Below are 20,971 nucleotides of genomic sequence, written 5' to 3'. Positions count from 1 at the left end.
TCGTACCCCGTCCCTCGGCCCAGGCCGCTCCCGGTGCGGCGACGGGGGCCGCACCCGCTCACTGTCCTGGCGGCCCTCTGCGGCCTGTTCATCGTCTATGGCACGACGATCCCCTTCGAGCCCGTCGCCGAGCCGATCCCCCTGGCCGAGGGATGGCGTCGGGCCGTCGATGCCGCCCCTCGGCGTTCCTCCCGGACCGACCGGGCCGCCAACGTCCTCCTCTTCATGCCCCTGGGGGCCATGATCGCGGCCCGACTGGGACGCGCGGGGGCCGGGCCGATCGGATCGGTGCTGGCCGCGTCGGCCGTCGGCGCGGCCCTGAGCGCCGGCGTAGAGACCCTGCAGATCAACCTCCAGATGCGGGTCACCTCCGTCTCCGACCTGATGAACAACACGATCGGGTCGGCGATCGGCGGAGGCCTCGGCTGGCTCGCGGGGCGGTGGGCCTGGCCGTGGTTCTGGCCGGCGTTGAAGCGGGGCGCGGCGACGCATCCCCTGGCGAGCCTGGCGATCGTCGCCACGGTCGGCTGGGGGGTCATCGAGCTGGCGCCCTTCGTGCCCAGCGCCGACGTCGGCGACCTGAAGTCGGCCGTCAAGTCGGCCCGGCCGATCCCCTTCGGCCCCTCGGTCGACGGCCGGCGGCCGGCCCCGGATCCCTGGGCCTGGGCGGTCGAGGCCCTGAGCTGGTCCCTGCTCGGCGGGCTCGTGGCCCTGGCGGTCCGGGAGCGCGGCGGACGCGGGGTCGAGCTGGTCGCCGAGACGATCGTCCTGACGGCGGGATTCCGGGCCGCGGTCGAGCTGGTCCAGCTCGGCTTCCCCGGCCACGTGACCGACGCGACCTCGGTCGTCCTGACCTCGGCCGGGGCGACCGCCTCGGCCCTCGCGGTGGCGATCCGCCCCCGGCTCCCGGCGCGATCCTGGATCGGCCCGGGCCTGGCCGTCTGGGCGGCGGCGGTCCTGATCGACGGCGCCTCCCCGTTCGACGCCTTCGGCCGACCCCGCTCGCTCGACCCCCGGATGGCCTTCCCGTTCTATTCCTACTTCTGGTCCCCGCCGACCTCCGCGCTGGCCACCGCCGCCGAGAAGGTCGCGTCGATGGTGCCCCTCGGCTTCCTGCTGGCCGCCCGTTCCCGACGATGGACGCCGGCGGCCTCGGCCCTCTCGGGGTGGGCGGCCGGCGCCTCGATCGAGGCGATCCAGCTCTTCAACGCCTCCCGGACGCCGGACATGACCGACGCCTTCCTCGCCGCCCTCGGGGCCTGGCTCGGCGGCCGGGCCCTGCGGTCGTGGGAGTCCGCCGGGGCCTCGCCCTCCTCGCCGACCACCTGAGCGCGACCGACCCCGGACCATCCTCCGGCCGGCGAGCAAACCGGCATGGGGGGGAGGGATTCCGGGGAGCGGGGTCGCCCGGCCCGACCGGATCGACCTCCCTCGGCGCCGTCGCCGAGCGAGCCGTCGGATCGGGCGGGCCCCGGCGGGGGCGACGGCGTCGCCCCCCGCCGGGTCGTCGGGGGCCGCCCGCCGGGTTCATTCCGGCAGCGGCTGGTCCCTGGTCTCCGGGGCGAAGGGCAGGGCGCAGAGGCCGATCAGGAAGGCGGCGCACATCGTCACCCCGGCGTATCGGAGCGGCAGCGAGGTGTCCGTCTCGCCGTACTCGGCGAAAACCGTGATCAGGCCGCCGAGCGCCAGCGGGCCGGTCGCGGCGACGAGCCGGCCGACGTTGTAGCAGAACGACGTGCCGGTGCTCCGCAACCGGGTCGGGAACAGCTCGGGGAAGTAGATCGCGTAGCCGCCGAACAGGGCGATCTGGCAGAATCCCATGATCGGGATCATCCAGTAGACGTCATAGAACCCGGCGATCCGGCCGAGGAACAGGAACGTGAAGGCCGTGGAGAACATCGCCAGCAGGAAGGCGATGGCGAAGGTCGGCTTGCGGCCGATCCGCTCCGTGATCACCGAGAAGGCGTAGATGCCGAAGAACGCGCCGGCGTTCTGCACGAGCGAGACGTAGCCGGTCCACTGGGTCAGTTTCTTGCCGGCGAAGGCCGAGATCGCCGCCTCGTCCTCCAGGCCGCTGTCGATCGCCATCTGACGGGCCGCGTCGGCGAAGACGTCCCGGATCAGGTCGAAGCTGAAGAAGCCGATCCCCCAGAGGCCGACCACGCCGGAGAAGGCCAGCAGCATGCCGACGATCGTATTGCGGCGCCACCTCGGGTCGCCGAACAGCTCCGCGAGCGAGCCGAGCTTCGGCCCGGCCTCGACCTCGGCGCCGCCGATCGCGTCGTCGGCCGCCATGGGGTCGGCCTCCTTGACCTGGGCGGCCTTCTGCCAGCGCTCGGGCTCCTTGAGCTTCATCCGGATGACGATGGCCAGCAGCGCCGGCAGCGTGCCGATGAGGAACATGATCCGCCAGCTGTCCATGCCCGTGTCGGCGATGGATCCCAGGGTGATCGCGATCATCGCGGCGGTCATGTTGCCGACGGCCGAGAGGGCCTGCAGCCAGCCCAGGGCCCGGGCCCGGGCGTGGTCGGGCATCACCTCGGCCACCAGGGCCACGCCGACGGCGAACTCGCCGCCGACCCCCAGCCCGGTCAGGAAGCGATAGAAGGCGAAGTCCCAGACGGTGAACGAGAAGGCGCTCAGGCCGGTGAAGATCGAGTAGATCAGGATCGTCAGCAGCATCGTCTTCGCCCGGCCGATCTTGTCGCCGAGGATGCCGAAGAACAGGCCGCCGACGGCCCAGCCGACGATGAAGATCGAGGTGGCGACCGTCCCGTAGAAGTTCACCCGGTTCGCATCGCCGGTGCCCAGCAGGTCTTCCATCGCCGGCTTGCGGGCGAGGTTGAAGAGCTGCTGGTCCATCGTGTCGAACAGCCAGCCCAGCGCGGCGACCGCCAGCACGAACCAGTGATAGCGCGTCAGGCCGCGGTGCCACGGGCCCTTGCCGTCGTCGAGGGCGGCGTCGCCGGGCGGTTCGGCGTGCATCATGTCTTCCTCCGGGCGATCGGGTCGGATCGGGTCGGATCGATTGGGATGGATCGGATCGGGTGGGGAGGATCCGGTGATCGGGGCGGTCCGGGACGTTCGTCCCCCGCCCGGTCGGCGCAACGGCCGACTCTGCCGCACGATCCCACCATCTCCGCCCGGCCGCCGCAACCTCCCGCCCCCGGATTCGATGCGTCCCGGCCGTCGCGACCGGAACCGGCGCGTCTCCCCCCGGGCCGATCAGAAGGCGACCTGCAACTGCGACCGGAAGAGCATCCCCGAGTCCCCCGCCCGGTAGTTCGGGCCGGAGTTCTGGGCGGGGATGGCGTCGAGCCAGTTGGCGTCGAAGGTGAACTTCAGGTAGTGGCTCCGGTTGATGAACCAGTTGAAGCCCAGGGCGTATTCCTGGCCGCTCCCGAACGGTCCGTTGACCTGGGAGTGCCGGGCGATCAGCTCCACCCGCTCCCGGGCGACGAAGTAGCCCCCCTGGACGTAATAGCCGTGGTCATACATCCGGGTCCGGCCGACCGGCAGGGGCAGGTCGGCCTGGATGTCCTGGAGCCATCGGAAGTAATACTCGGCGTTGAGGCTCAGCCCCCGGTACTTCAGGGCGGCGTCGACCGCGTAGAGGTAGATGTCGAAGTCCTCCACCGTCACGCCCGGGGCCAGCGCCCCGGTCTCGAAGAGCGGGGTCCCGTCCGAGAGCCGGACGAAGTCCTGCTCGCTGACCGGGTTGAAGATGATGTCGGCCGGGGAGCCGGGGGCGAAGGTGAAGCTGTTGCCGAGCCGGACGGCCAGCTCGTCGTGCCACTCCAGATCGGAGAAGCCCCGGCCATACTCGCCGATCACCTCCGACCAGACCGATCCGGAGTAGGCGAGTTGCTCGTTGATCTCCTCGAACGTCAGGTCCGACGTATTGAAGCCGTTGGCGAGCATGACCCGGTAGAAGACCTTGTCGATCGGCTCTCCCAGCGCCCAGATGCCCACGCTCCGGTCGGGGCGGAAGAAGGTGGTCGCCATCGACCGATCGGCGAACTGGGTCCGGGTCGAGCCCTCCAGCCAGCTTCGGCTGCCCGGGACGAACGCCTTACCGATGTAGACGTCCAGCCCCCGGTTGAACCGGTAGTTCATCCAGAAGTCTTGGGCGATGACGACGTGCTGGTCGTCGGTGTCGAAGTCGAGGTTCAGGTAATACTGGAGGTCCGGGTCGTAGAAGAACCCCTCGAACGAGAGCCGGCCGCGCTCGATCTCGAAGTCGTTGCGCTCGAGGATCGGCCGGACGATCCCCGCCGAGTCGACCCAGGCCAGCCGGGAGCGGTCGAAGCCGGTGTGCCGGAACTGCATCCGGACGTTCGTCTTGAGCAGGAACGGCACGTCCTCGTCGTCCGAGCCGAGGACGAACCCCTCGTCGTAGAAGGCCTCCAGCGGGAACCGGCCCTCGCCGCTGAACGGGGCCTCGATCGGCCGGTTCCGCGCGCTGGACTGCCCGGCCGGCTCGCCCCGGGAGCCGAGAATCTGGGTCTGATACCCCCCGATCGCCCCCGCCCGACCAGACCCGGTGATCGCCGGAGGCGGGGCGACCGAGTCGAGCCGGGGGGCGTCGGGTTGGGCATCGACGGGGCTCGCCGGCTCCCCCATCGGGCCGACCGGGCTCGGGCCGGGGAGCGGCGGCATGCCGAGATCCTGGGCAGGCTCGACGGCCGGGTCGGAGGGCGGGGCCGGGGCTTCCGTTCCGGTCGCCGGGCCGACCACCCGGATCACCTCGTCGTACTTGGTCGAGAGGTCGTCCAGCCGATCCAGGAGCATCCGGTTCTGCTCCAGGAGGCTCGCGTTCAGCTCCTCCAACCTCCTCAGGCGGTCCTCGACCGAGGGCGAGCCCGCCGGTCCGGGCGCGGGCTCCTCCTGCCCGATCCCCCTCGGGGTCCAGGCCAGGGCCGCCACCAACAGCGCCGCCGCGGTCCGCCGTCTCCCCCTGCGCGGGGTCCTGCTCATCATCCAATCCGCCCCCGACCGGCCCGTCGAACAAAACACCCCATGCGGGTTCGACGTTGCGCGTCTGGCGGTGCTCCTCCGGGTTCCGGAGGAGCGGGATGGGATGGAGGCCCGGGTTTAACCCGGATCGGCCGATCCATCAAGCCGGATCGGCCGGCGGCGCCGATCGGCCGACCGCAACCGGCAGGTCGACCCTGTGCCGAGTTGACCCCATTCGAGCCCGTCGCTCGGGCGTCCCCCGTCCCGATCCGCCCCCGGTCATCGGCCCCGGTCCCAGGGCTGGGGGGGGTTCGGGCGATATCGGGGGGCCGCATCCCGGCCGGGGAAGGTGTCGGCGACCGCTTCGAGCCGCTCCCGGGCGGCGACGGCCTCGGGGTCGTCCGAGTCGAGGAGATTCCGCTCCTCCCAGGGGTCGGCCCGGAGGTCGTAGAGGGCGGTCGCCCTGCCGTCGAAGCCGACCCAGAGCTTGAACCGCCGATCCCGGATCACCCGGTCGTCGTACGGCTGGGCCGGCACGACCCGGCCGTCCCGGTAGGTGGCGTTGCCGCCCCCCATCGCGCAGATCCAGTCCCGGGGACCGTCCTCGGCCTCCCCACGGATCAGCGGGGCGAGGGAATGGCCGTCGACCGCCAGATCCCCGGGAAGCTCGGCCCCGGCCAGGTCGGCGAGGGTCGGGAGCAGGTCGGTGAAGTCGGTCAGGGCGTCGGTCACGACCCCCGCCGGGACGATGCCCGGCCCGTTGACGAGGAACGGCATCGCGGTGCCCGCCTCGACCATCCTCGCCTTCGCCCCCCGGACCTCCCGGCCATGCCGGCGACCCCGGATGTTCCCCGCCGTCCCATTGTCGGTGGTGAAGATGACCACCGTCCGCTCCCGGAGGCCGAGATCCTCCAGCGCCGAGACGAGGCGGCCGACGATCGCGTCCGCGTAGCGGACCATCGCCTCGTGGCGCCCCTGCGCCCCCCCGGCGGCGGGCTCGTCGGGGGTCGGCACCTGGGGGGAGTGGACCAGGGCCATCGGGTAATAGAGGAGCATCGGCCGGCCTCGGTGCCTCCTCATGAAGTCGATCAGGGAGGTGGCGTAGACGTCGGGGCCGAAGGCACCCCGGTAGGTGGCGGCCCGGTCGCCGGAGAAGACGTAGGGGTCCCAGTAGCGTTCGTCGCTGATCGGGTTGCCCCCCTCCCCCCCGGTCCACATGCACCAGGAGTCGAAGCCGGCCTCCCGCATGGCGAGCGGCTCGACCCGGAAGTCGTCGACCTGCCACTTGCCGGCGGCGGAGGTCGCGTAGCCGGAGTCCCTGAGGATCCGGGCGAAGGAGGCGTTGAGGCCCGGGTCGTAGTGGGCGCCGGAGCCGAATCGGGGCACGTCCCAGTGATTCGTCCAGCCGTGCCGGGACGGATACTGGCCGGTGAGGAGGGTCAGCCGGGAGGGGGTGCATTGCGGCATCGCGTAGGCGTTCTCGAACCGCATCCCCCCCTCGGCGAGGGCGTCGATTTGGGGCGTCTCGATCCCCTCGGCGCCGTAACAGCCGACCCACTCCTTGCCCAGGTCGTCGACCAGGATCAGCAGGATGTTCGGCCGGGCTGCCCGCGATTCGGCCCCCCCCACCCCGTCCCCGATGGCCAGGAGGACCGCCGTCGAGATCGCGATGATGCCGGATCCCCGCCGCATGGGATTCGCCCCCCTCGGTGCCCCGCTCCCCGACGCCAGCCGTGTAGGGTACGCGGTCTCGTCGCCGAGTCCAGCACGCAGCAGAGGAAGGCCCGGCGGGGAGGTGGGAGGGAACGGACGATGGCCGGGAGGATGCGAGGACGACGACCCATGCTGAGGGACGATGCGAGGCCGAGCCGCCTGTGCCCCGCCCCCCGCCCCCGGGGATCGGCCACCCGGCTCGGATCAGGCCGGGCTCGGGTGGTAGGCGGAGGGCTTGGGGGATCGGCCGGATCGGAGCCGCTCGCAGAGGGTGCGGCACTCGGTCAGGTCGACGAGCATGGCCTCGGTCAGGAACGACTCGCTCGGGCCGTCGGAGGCCCACTGGAGCTGCTCCTGGCAGTGGCGCATGTGCTCGATCAGGTCCTTCATCCAGAGGAGGGTGTTGTGACGGTCGCTCATGCAAGGATGCCCCGTAACGGTCCGTGTCGATCGGGAAGTGCGTCGTCGCTCCGCGGATGCCGCGATGCCCCAGGGACAAGGCAAAGGGCGTACCAGGCCGGGGAGATCGGGGACCGGCCGGCCGCCCCGGACGAGGCGCCGCTTGAACTTGAGGAAAAAACCCGGGGAAACCCGGGCGGCCCGGCGGCCCGGCGCGATGTAATGGTTACAATGGCCCGGCGCGACGAACCGACTCGACGTCGGGGCGGGCCGACGCACCCCGCCCGGGCCGGGCGGGGTCGGTGGGGAGGGGATCACTCGGTCCGACCCGGGGGGGCAGGCGGCGGCATGGGGAGCATCGGCGACGCGTCTCGGCCGAACGCGAGGAAGCCGGCCCGGGGCCTCCGCGAGGCGATGGCCCGATGGCTCTCACGCCGGGGGGGGGCCCCCGCCGAGCCCCAGATCCCGGGAGAGCCGAGGCCGAGGTTCCGCGTCGTCTGCATCGCCCGGGAGGCCGGCGCCGGCGGCTCGGCCCTCGGCCGGCTGGTCGCCGAGCGGCTCGGCTGGGCCGACTACGACGCCCAGACCGTCGCCACCATCGCCGAGCGGATGGAAGTCTCCCGGGAGGAGGTCGAGAAGCTCGACGAGCTCTCCCCCAGCGTCGTGCAGGACTGGCTGCTGCCGCTCCGCGAGGAGCACTGGGCGCCGCTGGAGGCGTACCTTGATCACCTGGCCAAGCTCGTCCTCTCGATCGGCCACGCCGGCGAGGCCGTGATCGTCGGCCGGGGGGCGGGGTTCATGCTCCCGAGGCACGAGATCCTCTCCGTCCGGGTCGTGGCCCCCCTCAAGGCCCGGACGCGGAGCCTCTCCGAGCGACTGGGCGTCTCCCCCCGCACGGCCCGCCGCCTGGCGATCGACCTGGACCGCCGCCGCCGCAAGTTCTGCCGGACCATGTTCCACGTCGACGACGCCGACCCCCACCAGTACGACCTGGTGATCGACACCGAGAGCGTCGGCCTGCCGATCGCCTGCGAGCTGATCGCCCGGGCCGTCGAGGCGGGCCGGCCCGCCGACATCCCCCCCGACCCCCGGGCCCTGCCGTCACCGACCGCGTCGCCCATCGAGCCGGCCTGATCCCGGGTGTCGACGACGGCGACGCGCCCGCCCCGAACACTCGGCGCCCGGCCAGGCCGGGCGACGCCACCCCTCGGAGCCCCCCATGCCGGACGACCCGCCCCCTTCGCGACCGACCGACCGGGACCTCATCCTCGCCTACGCGACGGGCTCCCGATTCGAAGACTTCTACCGCTTCATCGCCTCGGCCCGGCGCTGCTGCCCGCCGGGGCAGGTCGACGTGGTCGTCCACGTCGACGCCTTGGGCGGGCGGTTCTCCCGGGCCGCGATCGAGCTGGGCGTGACCCTGGTGCCGGTCGAGAACGTCTGGAAGTGGACCCGGGGCTCGACGCTCCTGAACCGATTGGTCTACGCCAACCTCGAGCTGACCCGCCGGCTCTCCCGGGGCGGGCCGGCGGCACACCGCGAGGCCTTCTCCCGGATGCACCGCCGCCTCTCGGCCGACTGGATCTTCCCCCAGGCGGGCCGGTGGCTCGCCCTGCACCGCTTCCTGGAGGTCAACTCCGCGTACCGGTTCGTGCTGGGGACCGACGTCCGGGACGTCGCCTTCCAGGCCAACCCCTTCGAGGGCCTGGCCCTGGGCGTCCTGCACACCTTCGAGCAGGCCGGCATCCGCTACGGCGAGGACAACCTCGACACCCGCTGGTACACCAACATCTACCGCCAGCCCCCCCCGCCGGGCCGCCTCGCCGGCCGCCCCGCCCTCTGCTGCGGGACCGTGCTGGGCGAGTACCCGGCCTTCATGGAACTGATGGACCGCTGGTCCCCCGAGATCGCCCGCTTCCCCCGGGCCGCGATCGAGCAGGCCATGTTCAACGAGGTCGTCAGCCGGGACCTCGACCCCTCCCGGGTCGTCCGACACGACCTGACCAGCGGCCCCGTGCTCACCCTCTGCGGCGACCACGAAGGCTCCTGGACGATCCGGGACGACCTCGTCGTCGCCTCCGGCCGCCCCGTGCCGGTCATCCACATGTACGACCGCGTCCCCGAGGTCAACGACCTGATCGTCCGGACGATCCCCGTCCCCGACGGGGATTGAGCCGGGGTGGCCGAGGGCCGATGCCGGATCGGCCGCCGCCCTCCGGCGACGGCCGCACGCCCGCCGCGGGGTCGCCCTCAGTCCGCCGAGACGACCTCCGCCGCGTCCAGGGCCACCACGGCGATGCCGAGCCGGTCGGCCAGCGCGACCACCTCGGGCTGGTCGATGACGATCGTCTTGCCGGCCTCGATCGCCAGGACCTTCGCCCCGGACTCCCGGAGCTTCTCGATGGTGGCGACGCCGATCGTCGGCACGTCGAAGCGCATGTCCTGCTGCGGCTTGGCGACCTTCACCAGCGTCCAGCCGCCGGATCGGCAGAGCTGGCCGGCGCGCTCGATGCAACGATCCGTCCCCTCAATAGCCTCGACGGCGATGGCGGCGCAGTCCTTCACGGCGACGGACTGGCCCACGTCCAAACGCCCCATCTCCTTGGCCAGCTCCCAGCCGAACCTGATGTCCTCCAGCTCCGGCCGGGTCGGCCGGCGACGGGTCAAGACGCCGTGGTCCACGAGCAGCTCCGGGCAGAAGTCCAGGGCCGAGCGGAAGCGCAGCCCGTCCTTGGCGAACTCATCGATGACCGTCAGGAGGATGGTGTCGTCTTTCTTGTTCCTGCGCAAGGCCCCGTAGAACCAGACGCGGACGGCCCTCGGGTCGCTGATCACGTGCCAGATCAGGTACGGCGTGTACATCACCGTCTTGTGGACCTTGCCGGCCATCACCAGGTCCCGGACCCCCCGGCGCTTGAAGGCGCCGATGATCCGGGAGGGGGTGGTGACGGGGACGACGTCGAAGGAGTCGCAGAGGCCCGAGAGCACCTCGGGCGCCTCCCCCTTGATGCCGACGCAGGCGACGGCCAGGCCGTGCCGCCTCGCCGCCTCGGCGAAGAGGATCGGGAACCGGCCGCTGCCGGCCAGCAGGCCGACCACGCCGGACCCGGGCGGCTCGCTCGCCGCCCTGCCGGCGGCGGATCGGGGCTGAATCGTTGCGGACACGGGGTCGGTCGCCTCCTGGGGATCTCGCGGGTGGGTCGCGTCCTCGACTGCGGGCGGCGTGACGGGCGCCCCGGGGCCGGGGATGGGCCCCGTGCCGCCCCCCTCACGCGGCCGAGCTGTTCCTCGCCCCCTCGGCCCCCCCCGGCTCCTCGCCCGGGCCCGAGGCCGACTTCGAGGACGAGGACATCCGCTCCACCTCCTCGGCCAGGCGGATCAACTCCCGGCGCATCTCGGGCAGCTTCAGGGACAGCGAGTGCATCTGCAGCTGCTGCCGGAGCGGGACGGCCGGGGTGCCGAAGACCGTGACGCCGGCCTCGAGGGAGCGGGTCACCCCCGACTGGGCGCTGACCCGGGCGCCGTCGCCGATGGTCATGTGGTCCCGGACGCCCACCTGCCCCCCCATCATGACGAAGTCGCCGATCACCGCGCTGCCGCCCACCCCGACCCCGGCGCAGAGGATGTTGTGCTTGCCGAGCTTGACGTTGTGCGCCACCTGCACGAGGTTGTCGATCTTCGTCCCGGCCCCGATCCGGGTCGGCCCGAACGTGCCCTGGTCGACGCAGGAATTGGCGCCGATCTCCACGTCCTCCTCGATGATGACCCCGCCGCTCTGCGGCACCTTCACGTGCCGGCCGTCGACGGGCTGGAAGCCGAACCCGTCGGCCCCCACCACCACCCCCGCGTGTAGGATGCAACGATCGCCGATCACCACATCCCCATAGATCGTCACGTTCGCATGAAGGACCACGTCCCGGCCGAGCGTCGACCGCTCGCCGACGGTGCAATGGGGCCCGATCGTGCAATCCTCGCCCAGCTCGGCGTCGTCGGCGACGACGGCGAAGGCGTGGATCGCCACCCCCGCCCCCAGCCTCGCGCTCGGCGAGACGACGGCCGTCGGGTGGATGCCGACCCAGCGCTCGGCGAGGGCCCCCCGCAGGTAGGCGCGCAGCACCGTGAACGCGGCCCTCGGGTCGTCGACGACGATCAATGCCATCGTCGGCGACCGGTCGGCCGGCTCCGGGATGACGAAGCCCGAGCCGATGAGCACCGCCGAGGCCGGCGACGCGGCCAGCATCGCCAGGTAGCGGTCGTCGGACAGGAAGGTCAAGTCGCCGGGCCCGGCCTCGGTGACGGGCCTGGCGGCCTCGATCATCCCCCGGTCGTCACCGACCACACGTCCCCCGACCAGCTCGGCAAGCGCTCGAATCGTGGCGGCCACGGTCGTCCCCCCTTCCCTGAAGAGAATCGCCGGGCCGACCCGGGCGGCCGATCGTCGCCGGGAGGCGCGTCGACCCGACCCGGAGTCCTCCCGGGCACCTCGACCCCCTGGGCCTCCGCCCGGGGCCGGTCGGCGCGGATCGTACCCCAGCCCGGCCGGCCCGGCAAGGCGAGTCGGCCCGGGCCGGGCCGGGCCGCGAGGGCCGCGGCCGGCCGGCGGACCTCGCCTCCCCGCGCCGGCCGATCGCTCAGGCCCGCCCGGCGGAGGCCGGCTTGACGCCCGCCGGCTTCACCTCGATCGCGTCCCCTCCCATGTTCAACGCCCGGAAGACGGCCGCGGCCGCCGCCCCGGCCGCGAGGTCGGCCGACAGGTGCATCCAGAGGCTCGACGGCTCGACGAGCCCCATGATCGCGATGCCGATCGCCACCGCCGGGTTGAAGGCCCCCCCCGAGACGCCACCCACCGCGAAGGCGCCGGTCATCACCGTGAAACCGATCGCCAGGCCGTAGAACGAGTTGCCGGCCGTGCCCTTGGCCGTGGCCGAGTTCAGGACCACGTACACCAGCGCGAACGTGAACAGGAATTCCGCCAGCAGCACCGCCGGCGCCGAGGCCAGCGTCGCCGGCTCGACGACCACCCCCGCCTTCAGGAACGACACCGCCAGCGCCGCCGCCGCCCCGCCCAGCACCTGCGCCGCCATGTACCCCGGGACCTCGGCCGGGGCGCACTTGCCCCGGAGCATCACGCCCAGCGTCACGGCCGGGTTGTAGTGGCCGCCGGAGACGTGGCCGCCGGCGTAGACCATCACCATCAGCGCCGAGCCGATCGCCAGGGGCGCCAGCGCCGCGGCGGCCGAGCCCGCCTCGGCCCCGACCACGGTCTGGCCGATCGTGAACACGAGGAAGAACGTCCCGATGAACTCGACGATCAGCTTCGCGAACATGGGGGAGACTCCTGGGGTGACCAACCGCCCGGTGGACGACCGCCCCCCGGGCCCTCGGCTCAGGCCTCGGCCCCGGCGAACGCCTCGCCGAGCCCGGGCAGCCGCTCCACGATCCGGTCGACGAGCCCGTCGGGCAGGTGTCGCTTCAGCGACTCGATCGCCGCCGGCAGGAACGCCCCCGCCTGGTCGAGCGAAAGCCCCGACTTCGACAGCATCTCGAACAGCTCCGGGAGCTGGCCGGCCTTGCCCCCGAAGAGGCCCCCGACCAGGTCGCCCACCTTCGAGAGCACCCGGGTCGACTGCCCGCCCGACTGGAAGTCCGCGATCATCTCCCGCACCCGAGGAAGCGCGCCCTCCACCTGGCCGAACAGCTCCGGCGGCAGGTTCTCCTTCAGGAAGTTCAGCAGAGCGCCGAGCCCCTTGATGACGGCCTCCTCGTCGAGCCCGGTGCGTCCCTGGAGCGCGGAGATCAGGTCGGACATCGGGCGGCCCCTTTGTGATGGTCTGGCTCGAACGCGCAGATCAGCCTCGACGCCCCCCCCGATCGGGAGAGGGTCGGGCAGCTCGATCGTCGGGGCGGGCGCAAAACAGGTCCGTCGCGTCAGCATCGCGGCGGGATCAACACCGATCATAGATATTCAGGCCGCCACGTCGCGTCCATAGGCCAGATCGCTTTTCCCGGAAATTCTCCAATTCTCCAATCGAGTGGAATGGACACGCCTGCTTGTCCGCATCCGATGCCCGCGCACGGCGGCCCCCGGCCCCGGGGCCGAGCGAGCCGGGGGCGGTCAGCGGTCCAGGGGCCCACCGATGGCGTCGGGCTCGGTGTAGCCGGGGGTGGTGAGGACCCGACGGAGGTCGCCCGGCCGCTCGATGAGCAGCTCCACCGCGTCGACGATCGCCCCGGGCCGGTGGTCCCGGAGCTGGGCATAGAAGGCCGGCCCGAAGCGGAGCAGCACCGAGCGCAGGGCCGGGGCGTCGGCCGAGTCGGCCTCCCTCCCCCCGGCCAGGGCCCGGGCGGCGGCCCGGAGGCCCTCGGGATCGGTCGCCGCCCAGGCGAAGACCGGCTCGTTCACGGCCGGCTCCTCGGGCCGGGCGAGGCCCTCCCCCCAGAACCTCGACACCCAGGGTGCGGCCCCTCGGAGCCAATCCGGCAGCGGGGCCTCGACCTTCGGCGGACGCTTCGAGTCGCTCGCCAGCAGCTGCAAGGCCAGGGCGAGCGCGGCATCGTCCGGGCCGGAGACGGCCGCCACGCGGAGGCCGCCCAGTTGCCGGGGGCGACGCTCGTAGGACGGCTCCATCGCGAACAGCAGCCGGGAGTAGGCGTTGGCCTTCGAGTCGTGCGTCAGCAGCCAGACATGCGGGAAGTCCTCGCCGGCCTCGGGGTTGAGGCGGAGGTCGCCCCGGAGTGCGCCGAGCGACTGCAATTCGTCGAAGGTCGGCACCTGGGAATATGCGTTGGTCACGGCGATGGCCGCCCCGACCGGCATCCGCTCGTTGATCTCCGCCAGGGTCCCCGGGTTGAAGGCGTCGTACCAGTACGACAGCTCGAATCCCCTCCTCCAGGCCCCGCTCGGCCCGCCGACGAGGCGGTTGTAATACGACAGCTCGAACGGATGAATCAACACAAGTTGAACCGTCGACCAGCCGACCACGAGGGCCGTCACCGCCGCGCGGAACGGTGCAGGACGGTTGCCCCGGCGGACCAGCCGGGCCAGCCCGTCGGCCAGCCAGACCGCCCCCCAGCCGGCGAAGGCGGCGAGGAACGGGAAGCTCGGCAGCATCAGCCGGATGCCGTCGTGCGCCGGGGTCGGCAGCATCCGGAGGGCGGGGAGGGTGAGGAAATGGACGAGGAAGAACAGCGGCAACCGATCACGCCGCACCACCCGGAGCGCGTACCCCAGCCCGAGGGCCGCCGCGAAGAGGATCGACGCCGGCACGGTGACGGCCATCAGCACCCAGCCGTTGTGCCAGGGGAGGCTGAACAGGTACGTCTCCCCCAGGTAATAGATGCGGATATCGGGCAACGCCCCTTCCCGACCGACGTTGAGCATGTAGTAGTGCGCCAGCCTCGGCAGCGCCTCCCGCCACCAGGCGGGGTTGCCCAGCCAGCCCACGGCCGGGGAGAACGCGAGGATCGCCCAGAGGATCTCCAGCCCAGGCCGCTCCTCCCCCCAGAGCGCCGAGTGCGGGAAGAGCCGGCCGAGCAGCCTCCGGGACGCCCAGATCGCCAGCGGTGCCAGCAGGATCGCCCCCGGCAGTCGGCCCTCGGGGCGCTGGGCGAACAGGTTCGTCCGGGCGGGTTCGGGCAAGAGTTCGGCCAGCCGACGGATCTCCAGGAAGGCCACGGCCAGCGGCGCCAGCAGGGCGGCGGTGGTGAGGATCGCGTCGACCCAGGCGACGCGCCCCCCCCGGCGGAGGTCCCGGGGGAGGCTCGCCACGACCAGCCAGGCGAGGGTCGGCAGCAGCACCATCACCGCCGCCATCTTCACCAGGAACGAAAGCCCGACCAGCACGCCGACCGCCGCCCGCCACCGGGCCGCGTTCGGCCCGGTCAGCCCCTTCCAGGAGGCGATCGCCGTCAGCAGCCAGAGGGTCATCCCCGGCGTGTCGGTCCCGGCGAGGTGGCCGTGGCCGTACACCCGGGGCATCGTCAGCAGGGCCCCGGCGGCCGTCAGGCCGACCCAGAGGCCATAGCGCCGGGCGAGGAACCGGTAGAGGACCGCGATCGCGATCACGTATTCGAACACCGAGGCCATCCGCCTCGCCGGGATGTCCTTCATCCAGTCGCCGAATGCGGCGAAGGTCAGCAGGTTGAGCTGCCCCGAGAGCGGCGGGTGGAAATTGATGCCGTGCCGGCCGTAGGGCCAGTAGTACAGCAGCGCGTCGGGGTCGAGCACGGCATCGAGGTCGGCCCTCGACCGGGCCGAGGCGAGCTGCTCCCACCACTGGCCCGAGACGATCTGGCTGTAGCGGTACGCCGGCTCGTCCCAGGTCAGGCCCAGGTCCCCGGTCGTCGGCACGGTGGCCGCGAGGGAGACGGCCAGCACGATCAGGGTCCCCGTCCAGGGGCGGGGCCCGTCTTCCCGGCGGTCGCTGGGGCTCATCGCAGGTCCTGGAACATGATCGGCCGATTCCCCCGGGACCGCCGGGCAGCCTCGACGGCCTCATACGGGAAGACCCAGAGCAGCGGCACCCCGAGCTTGCGGCCGACGTACGCCGGCTCGGCGTCCCGGATCAGCTGGCGATCAAGCCAGTCCAGGCTGCCCGGCCGGTTCTGGACGACGAACCAGGCCGGCTCGGCCGGCGAGAGCGGGACGCCTTCCGGCTCGATCGGGGTCCCCAGCCGTCCCGAGCCGTTGAGGAACAGGAACGAGGTGGGGAAGGAGGTCGCCACGGCCTTCCGGCCGGGGGGCGTGTGCTCGTCGAGCCAGTCGAGCACGCCGGGCGTCATCGCGTCCCAGTAATAGGTCGGCTCCATCCCCAACCGGGTCGCCCCCGGCAGGCCGCCCACGGCCGGCGAGTAGTACGACAGCGGCACCGGCATCATCACCGCCACGCCCGCCGCCCCCTCGACCACCGCCGCCGCCACGACCAGCTTCCCCCACCGTCCCAGGCGGGCGACGGCCACCGCCGCCCCCACTCCCATGAGGATCGCCAGCATCCCGAAGGCCGGCAGGAACAGCCGGACGCCGTCGTGCCCCGGCACGTGCGGCATTGCCCGCAGGGCCAGCAGGAACAGCCAGTGCAGGGCGACCAGCGTCCCGAACCGCTCCGATCGATGCGCCACCGCCGCCCGCAGGGCCCCGACCAGGGCCAGCCCGAGGTACCCGACGGGCGTGACCAGCGCCGTCAGTACCAGGGTATTGTCCGGCGGCAGCGACTCGACCGGCGTCTTGTAGATCCGGCCCAGGTAGAGCGTCCGGATCGGGATCGTCTCCCCCCGCCCGGTGTTCGAGGCCAGGAATCGAACGAATCCGTCGATCGGGTCGTGCCACCAGGGCGGGACCATCGCGTAGATCGTCGCCAGGGCCACCGGCCCGGCGGCGAGCAGGGCGAGCAGCCCCCGGCGGTCCCGGAAGATCGCCACCCAGGCCAGCATCGGGATCGGCAGGAACCAGCCCGTCAGCTTCGTCGCCGCCGCCGCCCCGATGACCACTCCCAGGACCGCCACCCAGGGCCACCTCGGGACGCGACGGCCGAGGTCCTCCGTCGCCGTCGCAAACGCCAGCACGGCCAGCACCCAGAGCGCCGTCAGCGGCGCGTCGTAGGCCGCGTAGTGGGCGTGCCCGAACAGCCGGGGCTGGAGCACCATCGCCGAGGCCCCCGCGACGGCCGCCCACCGGCCATATCTCCGGTCCAGGAACGTGAAGAGGGCCCCCGCCGCCAGGGAGGCCAGCAGCATCGGCCCGAGCCGGGCCCGGCCGAGGTCGTCCCGCCAGGGGGTGAGCAGGTCGCCGGCCAGGCCGAGGATCGCGTAGAAGGGCGGGTGCCCGTGCGGCTCCTCCCGGGCGAACGGCCAGAAGTAGGCGATCACCTGGGGGTCGAACAGCTCGGCCCGGGTGTCGACCTGCTCCGCGGTCGGCGTCGGCACCGGCTCCCGCCCCTTGAGGGGAGGGCCGTCGGGCTGGACGAGCTGGATCGCGGGGGGATCCCACGTCCGAGAGAATCCCTCCGGGTCCGCCAGGGCCGACAGCCACCATCGGATCCGACGCTCCCGCCCCAGGGTGTACCCCTCGTCCCAGGCGATCGCCAGCATCGGCTCGGTGATCGCCAGCACGGCCAGGGCGCACAGCCCCGCGACGACTCCCGCCCGACCCGATCGGCGATCGGCCGGTCCCGCGGGCGGCGTCGGATCGTCCTGGGTGCGTGCCGTCTTCTCTGAAGTGCGGGGCATGTTGGGTTCGCGCTCGGGCCTCCTGCCGCGATCGGGCAAGGGCGGGAGATGGCGGGGCCGGGCGGGTCGGGATCGGCTGCCGGATCCCAGATTCCGGCTTTCGGAGGGCCGGGTCCAGGGGTCGGCACCGAATGACCGCCGAGCGATCATCGCCCCCGGGCGATCAATCCGACGACGGGTCCGCCTCGCGGGACGCCCCGAACGACGCCCACCGGCACGGCGCGTTCCCGAGCCAGGCCCCCAGGCCAAGGGGATCGCCCTGCCGGGGCATACCCGGCAGCGCCTCCCTAACCGGCGGCTCGATCCGCGTCACCCGGATCGAGCGTCCCCGACTCACCGGGACGCCGCCGCCGCGGCGAAGGCCTCGCGGACGGCCTCGACGGCCGGCTCGGCGGTGCGGATCAGCGCCGTCTCGTTGCAGTTGGGGAACAGGGGGCAGCGGACGCACTCGTTCCAGATCTTGTGCGGCAGCTCGGCCTTGTCGATCTGGCGGTAGCCGCAGCGCTCGAAGAACTCGGGGACGTAGGTCAGGGTGAAGACCGTGTCGAGGTCCATGTCCCTCGCGGCGTCCCAGCAGGCATCGACGAGCTTCCTGCCGACGCCCCTGCCGTGCATCGACTCGGAGACGGCCAGGCATTTCAGCTCGGCCAGGTCCTCCCAGAAGACGTGCAAGGCGGCGCAGCCGACGACCCTGCCATCCTCATCGACCGCGACGAAGAACTCGCGGATCGACTCGTACAGCTCCCCCAGGGAGCGGCGGATCATCACCTTACGGTCGGCGAACGTGCGGATCAGCTCGTAAATGGTCGGCACGTCGCCGACCTTCGCGGGACGGATCTTCAATCCAGGAACCCTCCCTTCGACGGTGCCCGACGCCGCAAGTCCTTGCGGCCGGCCGCTCGCCGTTCGGTTCGAGGCATGGGGCGGGACAATCGGACGGACCCTGCGTCGATTCACGCCCGGTCCGGGCGTGAATCGTTCATTCTAGGACCCTACGCCCTCACAGGGCAAGATCGGCGCCGAAACGGGTCCGGGTCCGCCGATCGTTCAGCCGCCCGGCGTCACTGCCGGGCCGGCTCCTCGGCCCGGGAGGCGAGGCGGCGGGGGAGGACCCGGGTCTCGTAGAAGTCTCGCATGTGGCGATAGTCGGGGCCCTTGTCCACCTTCTTCAGGCCGAACATCGCGGCGACCTCGGCCTCGGCCTCGTCGATGGTGTAGCCGCAGTAGAGCATCCGGTACGCCATGTGGACCATCGAGGCGCGGTTGATGCCGTGGTGGCAGTGGAAGAAGACCGGCTGGTTCGCCGGGCTGGCCACCTCGGCGGCGGCCTGCTCGATCAGGTCGAAGAGGGCCTCGTCGTCGCCAATCGAGCGGTCGTCGACGATCGGCAGGTGGACGAATCGGAATCCCATCTCGTCCCCCAGCTCCCGCTCCTCGGCCACCCAGGGGCTCTCGGGGGGGTGGGCCAGGGCGACGACGGTCTTGATGTCGTGCTCCCGGACGATCCGCTTCATCGGCCAGGTCATCTGCCAGGCCCCCCGGTAGACCTTCCCCTCGTCCACCGCGGCGAACTTCTCGGGCAGGATGTAGTCGTAGCCGTGCCTCCAGGCCTGTTCGAGCCCGAACAGCACCGCGAGGGCGGCCAGCACGTAGCGGAAGATGCGGCGGCGTCGAGAGATCATCGGTCGGTCGTCTCCGTCCTGGGGGAACGTGGTCGGTCCCGTTCCGTCGCGATCGTCGCGCGCACGAAGGCCCCGATCGGCCCGAGGCGGGCGAATCCTAGCAGGCCCGGCCGATCCCGGCAACGTCGCCCGGGGCCCGGCCGGCGGGCCGAGGTCGGGGGGCGGTACCGCGGTCCCGCCCCCCCGGGCCCGGGACGTTCGCCCCGATCCCCCATCGGCCATCCCCGGGATCCACTCCATATCCGGATTCAATCGGCCCCCGACCACGCCCCACTTGAGCGATTCCCCTTGGCAGGATCGCCCCCCGAGGCCATGCTCGGCCCCGGGGTCCGGACGGACGGGACGGGACGGGACGGGGCCGGAGGCGACCGATCATGGCCTGGATGCCGGGGCGGGGGGTGATCGGGATCGTCGCCGGGACGACGCTGCTCCGCCTCGCCCTGGCGGCGAGCCTTGGCCTCGGGAACGACGAGGCGTATTACGCCCTGTACCTCGACCACCCGGACTGGAGCTATTTCGACCACCCGCCGATGGTCGCACTCGTCGCCTCATTCGGCGATCTCCTGGCGGGAGGGGGGCGGTCGATCGCCGCCCTGAGGCTCGGGTTCGTGCTGCTGTTCGCCGGGTCGACCCTGCTGGTCGCCCGGATCGCCCGGCGGGCGTATGGCGACCGGGCGGCGGCCCCGGCGGCGCTGGCGTTGAACGCCTCGTGGTTCTTCGGCGCGGCGGTGGGGACGTTCGTCCTGCCCGACGGCCCCCTGCTCTTCTGCTGGCTCCTGACGATCGACCGACTGATGACCGCCCTCGATCGCCCTTCGGTCGGCCCCTGGCTGCTCGTCGGCCTGGCCTGGGGGGGGGCGATGCTCAGCAAGTACCACGCGGCCTTCCTGCCGGTCGGGGTGCTGGCCTTCCTGGCCGTCGACCGGGGGGCCAGGCGCTGCCTGCGATCCCCCGGGCCGTACCTGGCCGCGCTGGTCGGCCTGGCCGCGTTCTCCCCGGTGATCGCCTGGAACGCCCGGAACGGCTGGGCGTCGTTCGCCTTCCAGGGGTCGAGGGCGGCGGTAGGGCCCGGGATCGACCCCGGCGCGATGCTCGGGGCGATCGCCGCCCAGGCCTGCTACCTGCTGCCCTGGATGGCCTTGGCGCTGGTCCTGATGGCGGTCCGGATCGCCCGACGCCCGGATCCCGACCCCGATCGGGCCCAATGGGGACGCCTCTTCCTGACGCTCGCCGTCGTCCCGTTCGGGTTCTTCGCGGCGGTCAGCCTGTTCCGGCCGGTCCTGCCGCACTGGGGGCTGATCGGCGTGGCCGGGCTGATGCCCGCGTTGGGGGCCTCGTGGGCCGACCGCCTGCGGGACCGCCCCCGGGCGACCCGACGGCGACTCGCCCTGATCGCCTTGGCCCCGGTGGTGATCACCGCTCTGGCCGTCGCCCAGGCGAGGACCGGATGGCTCCGGGCGGGAGGCCCCGGCCCGCTCTCGATGATCCCCCCCGAGGCCGACCCGACCCGGGACCTCTCCGGCTGGGACCAGGTCACCGACGAGTTGCGGAGGCTCGGCCTGCTCGACCGCCCCGGCACCTTCGTCTTCACCGGCCACTGGCACGTCAGCGGCCAGCTCGCCCGGGCGATCGGGCCCGGGATGCCCGTGCTCTGCTACCACGAGGGGGACGCCCGGGGCTTCTCCTCCTGGAGCCGCCCCGAGGACTGGGTCGGCCAGGACGGCATCCTCGTCGCCGTCGACGACCGCTCCACCGAACCCCACTGCTTCGACCGCTGGTTCGAGCGCATCGAGCCCCTCTCCCGCTTCCACCTCCAACGCGGCGGCCGCCCCCTCCGCCCCGTCCGCCTGTTCCTCTGCCGGCGGCAGACCCGGCCCTTCCCGTTCGCCCCGACCCCGGGCCGGGACGCGCCGTAACGCTGCGGGCTGCGGGGCAAGCGCCCCTCCCCCGCTCGGCCCGACTCCGGGCGTGCGGGCCGCCCCCCCCTCCTGGTACGA

16 protein-coding genes are annotated in these 20,971 nt (G+C 72.4%); 4 read left to right on the top strand and 12 right to left on the bottom strand.

What is annotated here, in order from left to right; translation table 11 throughout:
- Positions 1-33: 33 nt before the first annotated feature.
- On the top strand, positions 34-1,329 hold the full coding sequence (locus ElP_RS15430; protein ID WP_197447013.1) for a VanZ family protein: 1,296 nt from the start codon (positions 34-36) through the stop codon (positions 1,327-1,329).
- Positions 1,330-1,527: 198 nt separating this feature from the next.
- Here the strand turns inward: ElP_RS15430 and ElP_RS15425 are convergent, their stop codons facing one another.
- The 4 genes from ElP_RS15425 to ElP_RS15410 all read right to left on the bottom strand — a co-directional run bounded on the left by ElP_RS15425 (position 1,528) and on the right by ElP_RS15410 (position 7,089).
- Positions 1,528-2,985, bottom strand: coding sequence for an MFS transporter (locus ElP_RS15425; RefSeq protein WP_145278461.1), 1,458 nt, complete (start codon positions 2,983-2,985; stop codon positions 1,528-1,530).
- 240 nt (positions 2,986-3,225) lie between these two features.
- Positions 3,226-4,980, bottom strand: a complete 1,755-nt coding sequence (locus tag ElP_RS15420; protein ID WP_145270739.1) for a porin — start codon at positions 4,978-4,980, stop codon at positions 3,226-3,228.
- A gap of 255 nt (positions 4,981-5,235) precedes the next feature.
- Complete coding sequence (locus ElP_RS15415; RefSeq protein WP_145270738.1) at positions 5,236-6,648, bottom strand: sulfatase-like hydrolase/transferase; 1,413 nt, start codon at positions 6,646-6,648, stop codon at positions 5,236-5,238.
- Positions 6,649-6,873: 225 nt separating this feature from the next.
- Positions 6,874-7,089, bottom strand: coding sequence for a hypothetical protein (locus ElP_RS15410; RefSeq protein WP_145270735.1), 216 nt, complete (start codon positions 7,087-7,089; stop codon positions 6,874-6,876).
- A 327-nt stretch (positions 7,090-7,416) separates the two neighbouring features.
- Here ElP_RS15410 and ElP_RS15405 point away from each other — a divergent pair, with 327 nt between their 5' ends.
- Both ElP_RS15405 and ElP_RS15400 read left to right on the top strand, forming a co-directional pair.
- Entirely contained in the window at positions 7,417-8,202 is a 786-nt protein-coding gene (locus ElP_RS15405) for a cytidylate kinase-like family protein (protein WP_145270733.1), read from the top strand.
- 85 nt (positions 8,203-8,287) lie between these two features.
- On the top strand, positions 8,288-9,241 hold the full coding sequence (locus ElP_RS15400) for a hypothetical protein (RefSeq protein WP_145270731.1): 954 nt from the start codon (positions 8,288-8,290) through the stop codon (positions 9,239-9,241).
- A 77-nt stretch (positions 9,242-9,318) separates the two neighbouring features.
- Here the strand turns inward: ElP_RS15400 and ElP_RS15395 are convergent, their stop codons facing one another.
- The 8 genes from ElP_RS15395 to ElP_RS15360 all read right to left on the bottom strand — a co-directional run bounded on the left by ElP_RS15395 (position 9,319) and on the right by ElP_RS15360 (position 18,974).
- Positions 9,319-10,233: an LpxI family protein gene (locus ElP_RS15395; protein ID WP_231749738.1), complete on the bottom strand. Its 915-nt coding sequence runs from the start codon at positions 10,231-10,233 to the stop codon at positions 9,319-9,321.
- A 103-nt stretch (positions 10,234-10,336) separates the two neighbouring features.
- Positions 10,337-11,452, bottom strand: coding sequence for a UDP-3-O-(3-hydroxymyristoyl)glucosamine N-acyltransferase (lpxD, locus tag ElP_RS15390; protein ID WP_197447011.1), 1,116 nt, complete (start codon positions 11,450-11,452; stop codon positions 10,337-10,339).
- A gap of 247 nt (positions 11,453-11,699) precedes the next feature.
- On the bottom strand, positions 11,700-12,395 hold the full coding sequence (locus ElP_RS15385; RefSeq protein ID WP_145270727.1) for an MIP/aquaporin family protein: 696 nt from the start codon (positions 12,393-12,395) through the stop codon (positions 11,700-11,702).
- Positions 12,396-12,454: 59 nt separating this feature from the next.
- On the bottom strand, positions 12,455-13,003 hold the full coding sequence (locus tag ElP_RS15380; protein ID WP_390835924.1) for a DUF2780 domain-containing protein: 549 nt from the start codon (positions 13,001-13,003) through the stop codon (positions 12,455-12,457).
- A gap of 180 nt (positions 13,004-13,183) precedes the next feature.
- Complete coding sequence (locus ElP_RS15375; protein WP_145270724.1) at positions 13,184-15,502, bottom strand: glycosyltransferase family 39 protein; 2,319 nt, start codon at positions 15,500-15,502, stop codon at positions 13,184-13,186.
- The gene (locus tag ElP_RS15370) at positions 15,499-17,292 is read right to left on the bottom strand and encodes a glycosyltransferase family 39 protein (protein WP_145270722.1); all 1,794 of its coding nucleotides are present in this window, start codon (positions 17,290-17,292) and stop codon (positions 15,499-15,501) included. Before ElP_RS15370 ends, ElP_RS15375 begins: the two co-directional genes overlap by 4 nt.
- Positions 17,293-17,625: 333 nt before the next feature.
- The gene (locus ElP_RS15365; protein WP_145270720.1) at positions 17,626-18,135 is read right to left on the bottom strand and encodes an N-acetyltransferase; all 510 of its coding nucleotides are present in this window, start codon (positions 18,133-18,135) and stop codon (positions 17,626-17,628) included.
- Between the two features lie 218 nt (positions 18,136-18,353).
- The gene (locus ElP_RS15360; RefSeq protein WP_145270718.1) at positions 18,354-18,974 is read right to left on the bottom strand and encodes a protein-tyrosine phosphatase family protein; all 621 of its coding nucleotides are present in this window, start codon (positions 18,972-18,974) and stop codon (positions 18,354-18,356) included.
- Between the two features lie 374 nt (positions 18,975-19,348).
- Here ElP_RS15360 and ElP_RS15355 point away from each other — a divergent pair, with 374 nt between their 5' ends.
- Positions 19,349-20,890, top strand: coding sequence for a glycosyltransferase family 39 protein (locus ElP_RS15355; RefSeq protein ID WP_145270716.1), 1,542 nt, complete (start codon positions 19,349-19,351; stop codon positions 20,888-20,890).
- Positions 20,891-20,971: the final 81 nt, after the last annotated feature.

The sequence above is a fragment of the Tautonia plasticadhaerens genome (assembly GCF_007752535.1).
GTDB classification, from domain to species: Bacteria; Planctomycetota; Planctomycetia; order Isosphaerales; family Isosphaeraceae; genus Tautonia; species Tautonia plasticadhaerens.
The sequence above is the reverse complement of the archived record's forward strand: the minus strand, read 5'-3'. Positions and strand labels throughout refer to the sequence as shown.

Bases quoted from the DNA above. Each gene is read 5' to 3' on its own strand.
- ElP_RS15425 (WP_145278461.1), bottom strand. From the start codon at position 2,985: ATGCACGCCGAACCGCCCGGCGACGCCGCCCTCGACGACGGCAAGGGC.
- ElP_RS15420 (WP_145270739.1), bottom strand. From the start codon at position 4,980: ATGATGAGCAGGACCCCGCGCAGGGGGAGACGGCGGACCGCGGCGGCG.
- ElP_RS15415 (WP_145270738.1), bottom strand. From the start codon at position 6,648: ATGCGGCGGGGATCCGGCATCATCGCGATCTCGACGGCGGTCCTCCTG.
- ElP_RS15410 (WP_145270735.1), bottom strand. From the start codon at position 7,089: ATGAGCGACCGTCACAACACCCTCCTCTGGATGAAGGACCTGATCGAG.
- ElP_RS15405 (WP_145270733.1), top strand. From the start codon at position 7,417: ATGGGGAGCATCGGCGACGCGTCTCGGCCGAACGCGAGGAAGCCGGCC.
- ElP_RS15400 (WP_145270731.1), top strand. From the start codon at position 8,288: ATGCCGGACGACCCGCCCCCTTCGCGACCGACCGACCGGGACCTCATC.
- ElP_RS15385 (WP_145270727.1), bottom strand. From the start codon at position 12,395: ATGTTCGCGAAGCTGATCGTCGAGTTCATCGGGACGTTCTTCCTCGTG.
- ElP_RS15380 (WP_390835924.1), bottom strand. From the start codon at position 13,003: ATGCTGACGCGACGGACCTGTTTTGCGCCCGCCCCGACGATCGAGCTG.
- ElP_RS15375 (WP_145270724.1), bottom strand. From the start codon at position 15,502: ATGAGCCCCAGCGACCGCCGGGAAGACGGGCCCCGCCCCTGGACGGGG.
- ElP_RS15370 (WP_145270722.1), bottom strand. From the start codon at position 17,292: ATGCCCCGCACTTCAGAGAAGACGGCACGCACCCAGGACGATCCGACG.
- ElP_RS15360 (WP_145270718.1), bottom strand. From the start codon at position 18,974: ATGATCTCTCGACGCCGCCGCATCTTCCGCTACGTGCTGGCCGCCCTC.
- ElP_RS15355 (WP_145270716.1), top strand. From the start codon at position 19,349: ATGGCCTGGATGCCGGGGCGGGGGGTGATCGGGATCGTCGCCGGGACG.